Consider the following 13,848-nt stretch of genomic DNA (forward strand, 5'->3'; position numbering starts at 1 on the left):
ACCGCCCGTCGGCACCAGCACCGTGGTGGATCGGCACCGGGCTCAACACCCTCCCCCATAGCCTTAGAACTCCTAACGAAATGATCTTCGAGGTGGTTGGATCACTCTGGGACTGCTGATCCGGGGGTGCGCGGTGGCTCAGCCGAAGCCGTGGGAAGTCGATGACGAGTTGTGGTCAGTGATCGAGCCGCAACTGCCCAGGGTCGGGCGTCGGACCCGGCATCCAGGACGCAAGCGGCATCCGGACCGGCTGGTGTTCCAGGGCATCCTGTTCGTGCTGCATACCGGGATCGCCTGGGAACACCTGCCTCAGGAGCTTGGTTTCGGTTCGGGGATGACGTGCTGGCGGCGCCTGGCCGAGTGGACCGAGGCAGGAGTGTGGCCTCGGCTGCACGAGGTCCTCCTCGCCAAGCTCCGTAGCGCGGACGCCCTGGACTTCTCCCGGGCGGCGGTCGACGGCTCCCACGTCCGCGCGTTAAAGGGGGATCCAAGACCGGACGAAGCCCCGTCGACCGGGGCAGGACGGGCAGCAAGCATCACCTGGTCACCGACGCCACCGGGATCCCGCTCGCGGTCACCCTGACCGGGGGCAACCGCAACGACGTCACCCAGCTGATCCCACTCCTTGAGGCGGTACCGCCGGTGCGGGGCAGGCGCGGCCGGCCCCGGCGCCGCCCGGACGTGGTGCTCGGCGACCGCGGTTACGACCACGACAAGTACCGTCGGCTCGTCTGGGACCTCGGCGTGAAACCGGTCATCGCCCGCCGGGGCACCGAGCACGGTTCCGGCCTGGGTACCCAACGCTGGGTCGTGGAGCGCGCGTTCGCCCACCTGCACTGGTTCCGCCGCCTGCGGATCCGCTGGGAGATACGCGACGACATCCACGAAGCGTTCCTCACCCTCGGATGCGCACTCATCTGCTGGCGGCGACTGCGCGCTCTGCCAAACGAGGGCGAGAGCTAGTCGGCCGCCGCGAGTCGTCTGAGGACTTCGACGGGAGTGAAACTCCATCCGACGAGACGGGGTCCGCTCCAGTTGATGCCGATCAGGAGTCCTTCGCTGGAGGCAGCGGGCAGGTCGCTGTCGCGCCAGGCATCCAGAGGCATGGATTCAACCCGTAGCCCATGTGCCCAGATCTTCGCCGCCCGCGCGGCGCGGGCCGACGTCGACCAATAGGGAAGACTCCGGGTGCCGTCAGCCGCGAGGGGAGCCGGGCTGCCCTCGTCATCCCGAACAAGCCAGACGACTCCGCTCTGGCGGACGTCTCGGAAGAATGCTGCTGCTTGTGAACCACTCTGACTCATGACCACCTGAGCGTAGCGTTCCGTGCCACTCATTTCGTTAGGAGTACTAAGCGCCTGCTCTGTCGCGCGCCTCTCGAGTCAGTCCACAGATGGGCTTCATCGGCCGCCAGGGATTACTCCTGCTGCTCGGCCGTGTTGCCGTAGAGCATGCTGGCGGCGGCCTTGAAGCGCAGGACCCCTTCGTCGTCGCCGAGGTGGTGGCCGACCAGAGCCATCAGGCCGTAGGTGTCGAAGAGATGGTGCTGAAGGCTGCCGGAATCGGTGATGCCGTGCGTGGCCAGGTGAGCGCGCAGCGGTTCGAAGTCGGGGTAGACGTAGAAGCCGCCGGTGGGCGGACGACAGGTCACGCCCGCAGCGACCACGATCTGGTGCACAGCCCGGGCGACAGCACCGTGCAGGCGGGCGCTGTCCGCGAGTCGCTGCCGGATCTCCGGCGGCTCCAAGAAGGCGTGGGCGGCCACCTCCTGCATGGGGTCGGCCGGGGTCGACCAGACCTCACTGCGACGGAAACGACACCGTCACGGACTCCTCGACCCCAGAGGTTGCCCGGAAAGCGGCACACGCCGAAGCGCCAGCCGCCCAGCGCCAGGGTCTTGGACAGGCCGGTGGAGACGAGAGTGCTCGGTGGGCGTCGGCGGCTGGCGCCGACACCCGCCCCGGCCGCCAACCGCAGAGGTCAGCCGATCGGCTCTGTGTCGGTGGTGGTCGTCGTTTCGGTGGTCGCGTGCGCTTCGTCGGCCGGAGACGGTGTATCGGTGATGTCGTCGTTCTTGCCGCTCTCAGCGCTCCCGTCCTGTTCCTGATGCCTTTTCAGGGCGAGTTCCCTGGCGGTCTTCTCCGAGTGCAGCCTCATCTCTGCCTCTGCCCGGTGTTCGAACACGGTTGCCTCCTGTCAGTTCGCAGGGCGCGGTGCACGCAGGTGGGTCAGCCGGGCCAGTTCTTCCTCGTCGACCAGCGTGAGCATCGGCTGTCCCGGCTCACACAGCATGGTCACGGTGAACCGGGTCCACGCATCCGTCAGGGCGTTGCCGTCCTGGTAGTGGATCACCTCGCCACCCGGCTCCCAGAAGGTTTCGCCAGCCTTGACCACGCGCTCCGGCTCGCCCTCGATCTCGAAGCGCACCGCACCTTCGATCACGTACCCGAAGGCCGGCCCCGAGTGGCGGTGCGGCGGAGTCCCGGGGTCACCGGGCGGCCACTCGACAAAGATGGTCATGGCCGAAGCGCCTTCCGGGATGTGGGGCGGCTTGGCATCCTGCAGCATCTTCGCCGCTGTTTTCCAGACCTCGGATCGCGGCTGCCCGCTGGTCCTGCCCGCTGAGTCCTTGTCCGACACTGTGCGCACCTCCATGAGTCGTTTCGAAGTGATGACCGGGCACACGGAGCTTCTGTGACAGTGATTTCGCTCAGCCCACACCGTCTGCTGTTCGTGTCACAAGAACGGCACGACCGCTGTCGTAGTCAGTGGAGTGTCCGGCTTCGCCGACATGAAGAAGCCGGCCGACGTGAAGAAGTCGGCGGACATGAGGAAACCAGCGGGGTCGCTGACCCCTCATGGGGAAGGAACCCGGATGAGAGTTGTTGTCGCAGGGGCCAACGGGTGGATCGGCTCCAGGACGGTTGCCAGGCTTCGGGATCACGGTGTGGAGGTCGTGCCCGCTTCACGCCGTAACGGTGTCGATGTCATCACCGGTCGCGGCCTTCGCGAGGCATTGCGCGGCGCCGATGTGGTGGTGGACGTGACCAACCCACCGTCGCATGCGGCCCAGACCGGTCTGGAGTTCTTCCGCACCGCTACGAGCAACCTCCTGACCGCTGCGGCCACGGCCGGCGTCGAGCACTGTCTGGTTCTCTCCGTCGTGGGGGCCGAGCGGCTGCGGTCGGACTACTTCCGCGGGAAGCTGGTGCAGGAGGGCAAGGTACTGCGATCACCCCTCCCCCACTCGATCGTGCGTGCCACTCCGTTCTTCGAATCCGTCGAAGCCATGGCGACCGAGAAGACCCACCACGACCGCGTACATGTGGCACCGGTCCTCACCCGTCCCGTAGCCGCGGATGATGTCGCAGCGGCCGTCGCGCGCGTCGCCGTAGGTCTTCCGCTGTTCGACACCCTTGAGGTGGCCGGTCCGGAAGAGGACCGCCTGGACGACCTAGCGTCGGAGGTGCTGGCCGCCCGGCAGGACGAACGGGTCGTCGTCACCGATGCGCATGCCCGGTACCTCGGTGCCGAGTTGGGGACAGGATCGCTCCTCCCCGGAGCGGAAGCCCGCATCGGCCACACGACGTTCACCGAGTGGCTCGCCCGACCCGCCGTCCACACGCCGGGATGACGGCCTGGCCATCGCACGTGCTCCTTCTCGACGCCCGTCACAGGCGCCTTGCCGCCGCCAGCCGTCATCTCGCCCCCCTCGCAGGAAGACTGTCATGCGTGATCCAGCTCGGCCCCCAGAGTCGTCAGCGATGAGTGAGCTCGACCAGCTGCCCGACCGTGACACCGAGGAAACGAAAGAATGGCAGGCATCGCTCGACGCCGTCGTCAGGCATGCCGGGCCCGACCGCGCCGTGTACCTGTTGCGGCGCGTGCACGAGTACGCGGCCAGGTCCGGAGTGGCCCTGCCGGGGCTTGTGTCCACGGACTACATCAACACGATTCCGGCGTCGTGCCAGCCGCCCTTCCCGGGCGACATCGCCATGGAGTCCCGTATCACCGCGCTGAACCGGTGGAACGCGGCCGCGATGGTGACCCGCGGTTCCCGGCTGGGTCTCGGCGGCCATATCTCGACCTACGCCTCGGCGGCATGGCTCTATGAGATCGGGTTCAATCACTTCTTCAAGGGCAAGGACGGTGGGGGCACCTCCCGCTCGAGCGGAGCCGAGAGTGGGGGAGGTTCCGGGGACCAGCTGTATCTGCAGGGGCATGCCTCACCGGGCATCTACGCCCGGGTGTTCCTGGAGGGCCGGCTACGCGAGGAGCAGTTGGACGGCTTCCGCCGAGAGGCCGACGGTCACGGCCTGCCGTCCTACCCGCACCCCCGGCGTCTGCCGTGGCTGTGGGAGTTTCCGACCGTCTCGATGGGGCTCGGCCCGCTCGCCGCCATCTACCAGGCCAGGTTCAATCGCTATCTGCATAACAGGGGCATCAAGGACACTTCCGGGTCGCGTGTGTGGGCCTTCCTGGGAGACGGGGAGGTGGACGAGCCCGAGGCGACGGCCGCGCTGGGACTCGCCGCCCGTGAAGGTCTCGACAACCTCACCTTCGTCATCAACTGCAACCTGCAGCGGCTGGACGGCCCGGTGCGGTCCAACTCGAAGATCGTGCAGGAACTCGAGGCCCGGTTCCGCGGCGCGGGCTGGCATGTAGTGAAGGCTCTCTGGGGCGAGGCCTGGGACCCCGTACTACGGCAGGATACGGACGGCTCCCTCGTCCGCCGCCTCGGTGAGGTCCCCGACGGGCAGCTCCAGACGTACGCCGCGCGGGACGCCGCCTATATACGCAAGCACTTCTTCACCGGCGACACGTTGTCCCTCCTGGCATCGAGTCTGAGCGACGCGCAGCTCACCGCTCTGTTCCAGAACTCCCGGGGCGGGCATGAACCCCTCAAGGTCCACGCCGCCTACAGGACCGCGGTCGAGCACAGGGGGCAGCCGACCGTCGTCCTCGCCCAGACGGTGAAGGGCCACACGCTGGGTTCGCACTTCGAGTCCCGCAACGCCAACCATCAGATGAAGAAGCTGACCATGGCCCAGTTCCGCCGGATGCGCGACGTCTTGGAACTGCCCATCCCGGACAGCGCGTTGAGCGGGGACCTGGTGCCGTACTGGCACCCCGGTGAGGGTTCGGACGAGGTGCGGTATCTACGCGAACGGCGTTCCGCTCTGGCAGGTCCCGTCCCGGTGCGGAGAGTGGTGGCCAAGGCGCTCAAGCAGCCGCCGTCCAGCCCGTTCGCATCACTCCACAAAAGCTCCGGCCGACAAGAGGTGGCCACCACCATGGCGCTGGTCCGACTGGTCAAGGATCTGATGCGCGTCGAGGAGACAGGACGCCGCTGGGTGCCCATCATCCCCGACGAGGCGCGTACGTTCGGCATGGAAGCCCTGTTCCCGACGGCCGGGATCTACTCGCCGAAGGGCCAGAGCTACGAGCCGGTCGACGCCGATCAGCTACTGCGCTATCGAGAGGCCACGGACGGCCAGCTCATCGACGAAGGCATCACCGAAGCCGGGTCGGTGGCCGAGTTCACGGCCGCGGCGACGTCGTACGCCACACACGGCGAACCCATGATCCCTATCTACATCTTCTACGCCATGTTCGGGTTCCAGCGCACGGGCGATCAGTTCTGGGCCCTGGCGGACCAGCTGGGCCGTGGTTTCGTCATCGGGGCGACGGCCGGACGTACGACGATGACCGGCGAGGGGCTGCAGCACGCCGACGGGCATTCCCATCTGCTGGCCTCCACCAATCCCGCCGCCGTGATCTACGACCCGGCCTTCGCCTACGAGATCGCGGTGATCGTCCGGGAAGGGCTGCGGCGGATGTACGGCGACCAGCCCGAGGACGTCTTCTACTACCTGACGGTCTACAACGAGCCCAAGCGGCAGCCGGCCATGCCACCGGGGCCGTCGGTCGAGGAAGGGATCCTGCGAGGCATCCATCCCTTCCGGCAGGCAGAGCCCCGCGACGTGGGACCGCGGATCCAGTTGCTGGCTTCCGGCACGGCCATCCACTGGGCGCTCGAGGCCCAGGAACTTCTGCTCTCCCAGTGGGGAGTCCACGCCGACGTCTGGTCGGTGACGTCCTGGACGGAGCTGCGCCGCGACGCCTTGTGTGCCGACCGGGCAAGGCTGCGGGGTGAGGAGCGCGTCCCGTATGTGACGGCGGCGCTGTCGGGCGCACGCGGGCCCGTGTTGGCGGTCAGCGACTGGATGCGGCAGGTGCCCGATCAGATCAGCCAGTGGGTCGAGCAGGACTACTCGTCGCTGGGAACCGATGGCTTCGGATTGTCCGACACTCGCGATGCCGTACGCCGCTATTTCCGAGTCGACGCCGAGTCGATCGTCGTCGCCGCCCTGCACCAGTTGGCACGCACCGGCGATGTCGCTCCGGAGACGGTCGCCCAAGCACGCGAACGCTACGACTGGCAGGGGTGAACACTTTGCCCATGGCACGGCGCCCTGAGGCGAACCTGCGGACTGCGGGGCCTGGAAGCACCTGCGGCACCCGCCAGGCGGAGCAGGACGCCTATGCGATCAGTGCCGAGTTCTACGACATCCTGCAGGGCGAACGGGACGGGGTACGCGTGCGCCAGTTGTACGGCCGCGATGTCGGGAACGCCCGTCTCGGTGTGCTGGATGTCGGCGCCGGAACCGGACGGGTGACGCTGATGAGCCTCGTGGAGTCGCGAGTTTCCGTGCATGCCGTCGAACCCGCGCGTTCCATGCGTTCTCCGCTGATGACGCGCCTCGCCTCACTGCCCGCCGACCTGAGAAGGCGGGTCACCGTGCACCCCCACGCGCTCGACGAGGCCGGCCTGCACGAGGTGGCCGACGTGGCCATATGCCATAACACGATCGCCTGTCTCGACCCGGCTTCGCGGCGTGCCCTGTGGCCTGCCGTCGCCGAGGCGCTCGTGCCCGGAGGTGTGTTGCTCATCCAGCTCCCGCCTGCTCGCCTTCCTCACCGCGAGACCACGCACGACCTCCCGACCCGGAGGATCGGCCAGCACGAGTACGGCGGACGCATGGTGGCGTCGGCCGACGTGAACCGCATCCGGACACGCTTCGACTACTGGGTACGGGGCGATAGCGGTGTGCTTCGTGAGCACAACGAGACGTTCTGGATGTGGCCGACCACCCGTACGAAGGTGATTGGCGAACTGGAGGAGTCCAGGTTCGCCCCGCTACCCGAACGGGCCGATCCCGCCGTGTTGGCGGTGCGGCTCACACGGCGATGACCAGCGCCCCGTTCTCTTGAGCGTGGCTGTCGCAACCGAGGTGACTTGTCGGTCAACCAGCCGTCCGAAGCCCAGGGCTTCCATCGCTACATGAAGGTGCATACAACATGGCATTTGGCACAGTTGGTTCGGTGGGCTCCGCCCATGGCCGGGCGTCTCGCATCGCGTGTCGGTGCAACGTGCCGACACCGACGGACGCCGGCCTTCCCGAATCGATGCCGGCTCCGCGCCCAGCCGTGTACCGCGGCGTCGACGGAGCCGCCCGGTGACCGAGCAGAATCCCTTTCCCGATCTGTCCACGGACATGGACTTCGACGGGGACTCCTTCGCCCCCATTTACATCACGACGGTGACGGTGAGCGGCGGGGTTTCGAGTCATGGGCGGGCCACGGGGAAGGCACGCTCGGACGACGGAGTCCTGGACATCGACCTGCGCATGCCCGCCGAGTTGGGAGGAGACGGGCGGGGGACGAATCCCGAGCAGTTGTTCGCCGCCGGCTTCTCCGCTTGCTACCACGGGGCGCTGAGCCTGGTGGCTCGACAGGCCGCGTTCGATCCCGCCGCGATCTCGGTGGAGGCGACCGTGGCGTTCGGACGGGACCCTGAGGACGGTGGCTACTTGTTGCGCGTCGACCTGGTGGTGAAGTGGCCAGGGATGGATCCCGAGGTCGCCGCCCCGCTTCTGGAGGACGCCGATTCGCTGTGCCCGTACGCGAAGATGGCCTCGCAGGGGACGCCGACGACCATCACGCTGGCTCCGTAGCCGGGGACACCTGCCACCCGCTCGCGGTTTGCCATTCGCAGGCTGTTCAGTAGCCGTCGTCCATCGTGATCCGCCCTCACACGCTGACGGCGGACGAACCCGGCCCATCGGTACCCATACAGGACCCAGACCCGGAGAACTGCTCCTGCCGGCGCTCGGATCGTGTACCTCCATGGCGGTCCGGGCCTTCGCGGACCGGCACGGTTGGCCGCTCCACCACCTGGCAGTCGCCGGACGCTGCCCTGTGCATCGCCTCCTGACCGAGGAAGCCTCGATCGTCACCGTACTCACGGTCATGGCCAGCCGCAGGAGCCCCGCGACCGCGTACTGCCGCCGTGACCGCTCGAACGAAACGAAAGGTGCCACAGATCCCAGGGCGTCCTTGTCGTACTGAGTGACAACGTCGGCGATCGGAGTGAACCGTGGCTGTCAACGAGCAACACCTTTCCACCATGGTGCTGGTGATCGGCACGGGAGGTGCCGGGCTGCGAGCCGCGATCGAACTGGCTGAGGCCGGCGTCGAAGTCCTCGCGGTCGGCAAACGGCCCAAGGAGGACGCCCATACGGCACTCGCTGCCGGAGGCATCAACGCGGCCCTGGCCACTATGGACGCCGAGGACACCTGGCAGCAGCACGCGGCCGACACTCTCAAGGAGAGTTATCTGCTGGCCGACCCTCGCACCGTCCAGATCGTCACCCAGGGCGCCGCCCGAGGCATCGACGACCTGGAACGCTACGGCATGGCCTTCGCCAGGGAAGAGGACGGCCGTATCTCTCAGCGCTTCTTCGGCGCCCACAGGTTCCGGCGCACCGCCTTCGCGGGCGACTACACCGGCCTGGAGATCCAGCGCACACTCATCAGGCGGACGGAACAGCTGAACATCCCCGTACTCGACGGTGTCCACATCACCCGGCTCCTGGTGCACGACGGCGCGGTCTTCGGTGCCTACGGCTTCGACCTCACAAGCGGAAAGCGCTACCTGATCCACGCCGACACCGTCGTCCTCGCCGCCGGTGGCCACACCCGTATCTGGCGGCGTACGTCCTCACGGCGCGACGAGAACACGGGTGACTCCTTCCGTCTGGCCGTGAAGGCAGGAGCCCGGCTGCGCGACGCCGAGCTGGTGCAGTTCCATCCGTCCGGGATCATCGAGCCGGAGAACGCGGCCGGAACCCAGGTCAGCGAGGCCGCCCGGGGCGAGGGCGGGGTCCTGCGCAACGCGCTCGGGGAACGGTTCATGGCCCGCTACGACCCCGACCGCATGGAGCTGTCCACCCGTGACCGAGTGGCGTTTAGCCTCCTACACGGAGATCAAGGAAGGGCGAGGGACCCCCAAGGGAGGCGTGTGGCTCGACGTCTCCCATCTGTCACGGCAGACGATCATGACGCGGCTGCCCCGGGTCTACCAGACTCTTCTGGACCTGCAGATGCTGGACATCACCCGTGAACCGATCGAGATCGCGCCCACGGCGCACTACTCGATGGGCGGGGTATGGGTGCGTCCCGAGGACCACAGCACCGACGTGCGTGGCCTGTACGCCATCGGTGAGGCGTCGAGCGGGTTGCACGGTGCCAATCGCCTCGGCGGGAACAGCCTCATCGAGCTGCTGGTGTTCGGCCGCATCACAGCCCGGGCAGCGGCCGCCTACTCGCAGTCCCTGACCGCGCAGCCGCGGTCGGCGTTGGCCATCACACAGGCCCGCACCGAGATCGACGACCTCCTCGCAGCGGACGGGCCGGAGAACGTCCGCGCCCTGCAGCGCGCCATCCGCAACACCATGACCGAACATGCGGGAGTCGTACGCGAGGAGGAGGGCCTGCGCGCCGGGCTGGCGGAGCTTTCCGTGATCGAGAAAAGGATGGAGGACGTCGGCGTGCATCCGGACATCGCCGGCTACCAGGACCTCGCGCACGCCTTCGACCTCAAGTCCGCTGCCTTGGCTGCCCGGGCCACCCTCGAAGCGGCACTGGAACGGCGTGAGACCCGTGGCTGTCACAACCGCAGCGATTTCCCGGACCTGGATCCCGCTTTCCAGGTCAACCTCGTGTGGTCCCCGACGACGGGCCTCACCCGTGAAAGCGTTCCAGCCGTTCCGGACGAGATTTCCTCACTGATGCAAGAGGTCTCGACCGAGGGAAAGCTCGTCGAATGACAAGCCCTGTCACAGATGGAGCCGCCGCCTTGTCTCTTCTCATGCAGACCGAATTCTTCTCGGAAAGGACCCCGCAATGAAGGTCGTAGTGATCGGTGGAACCGGGCTCATCGGCTCGAAGCTGGTCGGCAAGCTCAACGAGCACGGGCACGAGGCGGTCGCGGCCGCGCCCAATACCGGCGTCAACACTCTGACGGGAGAGGGTCTGGCCGAGGTCCTGAAGGACGCCTCCGTGGTGGTCGACGTATCCAACTCCCCCTCCTTCGAGGACAAGGCCGTCATGGAGTTCTTCCGCACGTCCACGACCAACCTCCTGAAGGCGGAGACCGAAGCCGGAGTGACACACCACGTGGCGCTCTCGGTGGTCGGCACGGACCGGCTCCAGGAGAGCGGCTACTTCCGTGCCAAGCAGACCCAGGAAGAGCTGATCAAGGCCTCGGGCATCCCCTATTCCATCGTCCACGCCACCCAGTTCTTCGAGTTCATCAAGGGGATCGCGGACCTGTCGACCGACGGCGACACCGTGCGTCTCGCCCCCGTCAAGATCCAGCCCATCTACTCCGGCGACGTGGCCGCAGCCGTCGGCCGCACCGCGGTCGGTGCTCCCCTCAACGGCTTGGTGGAGGTCGCCGGCCCCGAGCAGTTCCAGCTCGACGAGCTACTCCGCAAGGCACTCGCCGCCCACAACGACCCTCGCACGGTCGTCACGGACCCGCACGCCCCGTACTCCGGCGCCCAGGTGAAGGAGACCACCCTCCTGCCGGGTCCGGGGGCGCACATCGCCGAGACCAAGCTCGCCGACTGGCTCGCGCAGCAGCAGTAAGTCCTGCCGGTGGCCCCTGCCGACAGGCAGGAGGCCACCCCTGTATTCCGGCTGTATTCCGGCCGCGGGTTCACCCCATCGAAAGGAACAGCTCACCATGTTCGACCAAAAGGACATCGCTGTTCCGAATACCGCCCGATATGAGGGGCTGACCGGCGCCCACACCATTGCCCCGAGCCGCTGAGGGCCGAATCGGCATGGCGGCCACGGTGGCAGGCCGTCGAGGCCACTGAGCTGGAGACCCGCACCGACGAGCTTCGCCGAGAGCTCGTGGACCTCGACGAGCGGATCGAAGCGGTCATCGACGCCCTGCACCGGCTCCGCGGCCGCTACTTCGCGGCGACGGAGCCCCGGCTCAGTCATGTCCCGGTACTCACCAGGCGGCAGAGACCGGTGATCGGGCGGGCGTTGACAACGTCGGGCGTACCGTGGCGGCCTTGTACGGTCTTCCTCCCGAACGAGAGAGGCGTGATGTCCCCGACGATTCGCAGGGCTGTGATCCCGGCCGCCGGACTCGGCTCCCGTCTGCTGCCCCTGACGAAGGCGACACCGAAGGAGATGCTCCCGGTCGGCGACAAGCCGGTCATCGAGCACACCGTCCGCGAGCTGGTGGACTCCGGCATCACCGACATCACCATCGTCGTCTCCGGCGGCAAGAGCCTCATCCAGGACCACTTCCGCCCCAACCCTGCCCTCGTCGAACAACTCCGCGAAGACGGCAAGACCGCCTACGCGGACGCGGTGGAGGAGGTCGCCGAGCTCGCCCGCCGGGGACACATCACCTACCTCGACCAGTACGGCCCGTACGGCAACGGCACCCCGGTCCTGAACGCCGCCCGCGCCTTCGGTGACGAGCCGGTATTGGTGCTGTGGCCCGACGACGTCTTCGTGGCCGAAGTCCCGCGCGCCCAGCAGCTGATCCGCGCGTACGAGCAGACCGGCTGCCCGGTGTTGGCCCTCCTGCCGATGGACCCCACCGAATCCCAGCGCTACGGCGTGCCCATCGTGAAGGAGGACCTCGGAGACGGCCAACTGCGGATCACCGGCCTGGTCGAGAAGCCCGAGCCCGCTGCCGCCCCTTCGTCGTACGCGGCGATCGGCGGTTACGTCATCACACCCGGCATCATCGACGAACTGCGCGAGCAGACCCGCCGCTGGTACGAGCACAGGACCGGCGAGGTCTACCTGACCGACGCCCTCAACGCCTATGCCTCCACCCGCGCGGTGTACGGGCAGATCATCAAGGGCCGCTGGTACGACACCGGCAACCCGGCCGACTACCTCGTCGCCCAGATGGCCTTCGGCCTCGCCCACCCGGAGTACGGTCCCATCCTGCGCGGCCTCGTCGCCGGACTCGATGTCGACCGTGCCCCCGCCCTCCAGACGGAGACCGACAGCTGACCTGCGCCGCTCGCTCCGGGCGCGGCCCTCACGGCAGCGGTTCGTCCGTCACCGTGGTCGCGCCGTGACGGGCACGGATGAGAGCGATCACGGTGTCGGCGGTGTGATCGAGGTAGCTTCGGCCGTCGGGCAGCTTGCCCTCCGGGCTGATGTAGCTGCGCGGCCCGAGGTGGGTGGCTGGGTCGAGCCGATGCACGGTGATCTTCCCGGCTCGGTGGGCGCGATTCCATCCGCTGCCGCGGAACAGACGCCAACGCTGCGGGAAGATCCAGGTGCCGACCCGCTCGATCCGGTCGTACGCGCTGGTGAGTTGATGCACGTGCTCGGCATGGGTGAGATCGTTGGCGCCGTTGTGGAACCCACCGAGCGTGATCACCACGACCGGGGAGCGCAGCTGGGAGTGCAGTCCCTCGACCGCGCCGGTGGCGACCTGGGCGCCACCGCTGTAGCTGAGCAGCACCACGGGGATGCCGCTGTCGGGCCGGTAGCCGGCGAGCCGGAGCTGCGTGGCGATCTGGGAACCGACAGCCCGGTTGTACAGCGGGCGGTACCGGTGGTCGGCGGCGACGAAGACCTGCATGACGTTGTGCAGGAACAGCAGCAGCCCGATGTGGCGGCGCAGCCATGCCCACACCGGCCGATCGGCCAGTGGGTCCGCCAGCGGCGAGTAGGGCTGGACCTGCCCCAGTACCCGCAGTTCCGGCGCTCCGGTGATCACGGTCCTGACCAGCTGGCCGCCGTCCCGGGTGTCGCGGAAGCGGCGCTTGCCGATTCCGTCCAAATAGACCAGGTAGGCATCCGGCGGACGGTCCGGGGCCGCGCCCCGCGCATAGGGAACGCCCTCCGGGAGCTGGGCGACGGGGGTACGCAGGCCGGCGCCGTAGACCAGCACCTCGTGCCGGGCCAGCAGAGCCTCGGCGAGCAGAGCGGGCCCGAGGGCGATGGCCCAGAGCAGGAATTGGTTCATGTGATCGACTCCGTTGCCCGGGGCGCACTGATCCTGACGACCAGACGCCGAACGGTCTCCACAGCGAGGCCTAGACCGAACCCGGCGACGGCCACGCACCCGGCGGCACTCCACCAGCCGAGCCCGGTCGTCACTGCCAGGTGGTCGGCGAAAGCGGCCCCGACCCCCACGAAGAGCAGCAGATGGAGAAGGGGTCCGAGCAACGGGAACGCGAGGACGGCAGCGAGCAACAGCGGGGCGACCAGGCTCGGTGTCCACACCAAGCCGGTGTCGGGCGGTGGTGAGGACATCACCAGCTCGGCCAGGTTCCATGCACTCAGCGGCCACAGCGCGAACACCGTGCCCTCAACGAGACCTGCGGCCAGCAGCAGGCCGGCCACAAGGGGCTGCGGCATGCCGGGCCGACGCGCCAGCAGGGGCAGGATGCGCCCGACGGCCTCCGAGAGCCCGGCGAACAGCAGCATGACGACGACGAATGACATCGC

Annotated in this window: 14 protein-coding genes and 1 pseudogene; 9 read left to right on the forward strand and 6 right to left on the reverse strand. The window is 67.9% G+C overall.

The genetic code is table 11. The features are described from left to right. The first annotated feature begins 133 nt into the window (after positions 1 to 133). Positions 134 to 963, forward strand: a protein-coding gene (locus tag ACZ5VQ_RS00100; protein WP_469102912.1) for an IS5 family transposase whose coding sequence is annotated in 2 segments (ribosomal slippage) — positions 134 to 476 and positions 476 to 963 — 831 coding nt in all. Because the reading frame shifts where the segments join, the coding sequence is not laid out codon by codon here. Here the strand turns inward: ACZ5VQ_RS00100 and ACZ5VQ_RS00105 are convergent. The 4 genes from ACZ5VQ_RS00105 to ACZ5VQ_RS00120 all read right to left on the reverse strand — a co-directional run bounded on the left by ACZ5VQ_RS00105 (position 960) and on the right by ACZ5VQ_RS00120 (position 2,568). Next, complete coding sequence (locus ACZ5VQ_RS00105; protein WP_469102913.1) at positions 960 to 1,337, reverse strand: DUF2750 domain-containing protein; 378 nt, start codon at positions 1,335 to 1,337, stop codon at positions 960 to 962. The genes ACZ5VQ_RS00100 and ACZ5VQ_RS00105 overlap by 4 nt on opposite strands. Before the next feature lie 80 nt (positions 1,338 to 1,417). Beyond that, entirely contained in the window at positions 1,418 to 1,765 is a 348-nt protein-coding gene (locus tag ACZ5VQ_RS00110) for a hypothetical protein (RefSeq protein WP_469102914.1), read from the reverse strand. A gap of 215 nt (positions 1,766 to 1,980) precedes the next feature. After that, positions 1,981 to 2,184 carry a hypothetical protein gene (locus ACZ5VQ_RS00115; protein ID WP_469102915.1) on the reverse strand — a complete coding sequence of 68 codons (204 nt, stop codon included), beginning with the start codon at positions 2,182 to 2,184 and terminating at the stop codon, positions 1,981 to 1,983. A gap of 12 nt (positions 2,185 to 2,196) precedes the next feature. Beyond that, on the reverse strand, positions 2,197 to 2,568 hold the full coding sequence (locus ACZ5VQ_RS00120; protein WP_469103539.1) for a cupin domain-containing protein: 372 nt from the start codon (positions 2,566 to 2,568) through the stop codon (positions 2,197 to 2,199). A 307-nt stretch (positions 2,569 to 2,875) separates the two neighbouring features. On the opposite strand from ACZ5VQ_RS00120, the gene ACZ5VQ_RS00125 reads away from it, so the two are divergent. From ACZ5VQ_RS00125 to ACZ5VQ_RS00160, 8 genes and pseudogenes are all read left to right on the forward strand, one after another. Next, positions 2,876 to 3,634: an SDR family oxidoreductase gene (locus tag ACZ5VQ_RS00125; RefSeq protein WP_469102916.1), complete on the forward strand. Its 759-nt coding sequence runs from the start codon at positions 2,876 to 2,878 to the stop codon at positions 3,632 to 3,634. Between the two features lie 94 nt (positions 3,635 to 3,728). Beyond that, positions 3,729 to 6,452 carry a pyruvate dehydrogenase (acetyl-transferring), homodimeric type gene (gene aceE, locus ACZ5VQ_RS00130; RefSeq protein ID WP_469102917.1) on the forward strand — a complete coding sequence of 908 codons (2,724 nt, stop codon included), beginning with the start codon at positions 3,729 to 3,731 and terminating at the stop codon, positions 6,450 to 6,452. Between the two features lie 11 nt (positions 6,453 to 6,463). Continuing rightward, positions 6,464 to 7,255: a class I SAM-dependent methyltransferase gene (locus tag ACZ5VQ_RS00135; RefSeq protein WP_469102918.1), complete on the forward strand. Its 792-nt coding sequence runs from the start codon at positions 6,464 to 6,466 to the stop codon at positions 7,253 to 7,255. A 265-nt stretch (positions 7,256 to 7,520) separates the two neighbouring features. Further along, positions 7,521 to 8,018, forward strand: coding sequence for an Ohr family peroxiredoxin (locus ACZ5VQ_RS00140; RefSeq protein ID WP_469102919.1), 498 nt, complete (start codon positions 7,521 to 7,523; stop codon positions 8,016 to 8,018). 28 nt (positions 8,019 to 8,046) lie between these two features. Continuing rightward, a complete protein-coding gene (locus ACZ5VQ_RS00145; RefSeq protein ID WP_469102920.1) occupies positions 8,047 to 8,412 on the forward strand; it encodes an OsmC family protein in 366 nt (121 codons plus the stop codon). Between the two features lie 58 nt (positions 8,413 to 8,470). After that, positions 8,471 to 10,172: pseudogene (locus tag ACZ5VQ_RS00150) on the forward strand (L-aspartate oxidase). A gap of 76 nt (positions 10,173 to 10,248) precedes the next feature. Further along, on the forward strand, positions 10,249 to 10,995 hold the full coding sequence (locus ACZ5VQ_RS00155) for an SDR family oxidoreductase (RefSeq protein WP_469102921.1): 747 nt from the start codon (positions 10,249 to 10,251) through the stop codon (positions 10,993 to 10,995). A 471-nt stretch (positions 10,996 to 11,466) separates the two neighbouring features. Then, on the forward strand, positions 11,467 to 12,396 hold the full coding sequence (locus tag ACZ5VQ_RS00160; RefSeq protein WP_469103540.1) for a UTP--glucose-1-phosphate uridylyltransferase: 930 nt from the start codon (positions 11,467 to 11,469) through the stop codon (positions 12,394 to 12,396). A gap of 28 nt (positions 12,397 to 12,424) precedes the next feature. Here ACZ5VQ_RS00160 and ACZ5VQ_RS00165 read toward each other — a convergent pair whose 3' ends face one another. Together ACZ5VQ_RS00165 and ACZ5VQ_RS00170 are read right to left on the reverse strand one after the other, a co-directional pair. Further along, the gene (locus ACZ5VQ_RS00165) at positions 12,425 to 13,363 is read right to left on the reverse strand and encodes a hypothetical protein (RefSeq protein ID WP_469102922.1); all 939 of its coding nucleotides are present in this window, start codon (positions 13,361 to 13,363) and stop codon (positions 12,425 to 12,427) included. Further along, positions 13,360 to 13,845 carry a hypothetical protein gene (locus ACZ5VQ_RS00170; RefSeq protein WP_469102923.1) on the reverse strand — a complete coding sequence of 162 codons (486 nt, stop codon included), beginning with the start codon at positions 13,843 to 13,845 and terminating at the stop codon, positions 13,360 to 13,362. The genes ACZ5VQ_RS00165 and ACZ5VQ_RS00170 overlap by 4 nt, the downstream gene beginning before the upstream one ends. Positions 13,846 to 13,848 lie beyond the last annotated feature (3 nt).

It is taken from the genome of Streptomyces sp. NPDC033178 (genome assembly GCF_055577685.1).

Coding starts and splice junctions, on each gene's coding strand:
- ACZ5VQ_RS00120 (WP_469103539.1), bottom strand. CDS start 2,568: ATGCTGCAGGATGCCAAGCCGCCCCACATCCCGGAAGGCGCTTCGGCC.
- ACZ5VQ_RS00170 (WP_469102923.1), bottom strand. CDS start 13,845: ATGTCATTCGTCGTCGTCATGCTGCTGTTCGCCGGGCTCTCGGAGGCC.
- ACZ5VQ_RS00135 (WP_469102918.1), top strand. CDS start 6,464: ATGGCACGGCGCCCTGAGGCGAACCTGCGGACTGCGGGGCCTGGAAGC.
- ACZ5VQ_RS00125 (WP_469102916.1), top strand. CDS start 2,876: ATGAGAGTTGTTGTCGCAGGGGCCAACGGGTGGATCGGCTCCAGGACG.
- aceE (WP_469102917.1), top strand. CDS start 3,729: ATGCGTGATCCAGCTCGGCCCCCAGAGTCGTCAGCGATGAGTGAGCTC.
- ACZ5VQ_RS00155 (WP_469102921.1), top strand. CDS start 10,249: ATGAAGGTCGTAGTGATCGGTGGAACCGGGCTCATCGGCTCGAAGCTG.
- ACZ5VQ_RS00165 (WP_469102922.1), bottom strand. CDS start 13,363: ATGAACCAATTCCTGCTCTGGGCCATCGCCCTCGGGCCCGCTCTGCTC.
- ACZ5VQ_RS00160 (WP_469103540.1), top strand. CDS start 11,467: ATGTCCCCGACGATTCGCAGGGCTGTGATCCCGGCCGCCGGACTCGGC.
- ACZ5VQ_RS00105 (WP_469102913.1), bottom strand. CDS start 1,337: ATGAGTGGCACGGAACGCTACGCTCAGGTGGTCATGAGTCAGAGTGGT.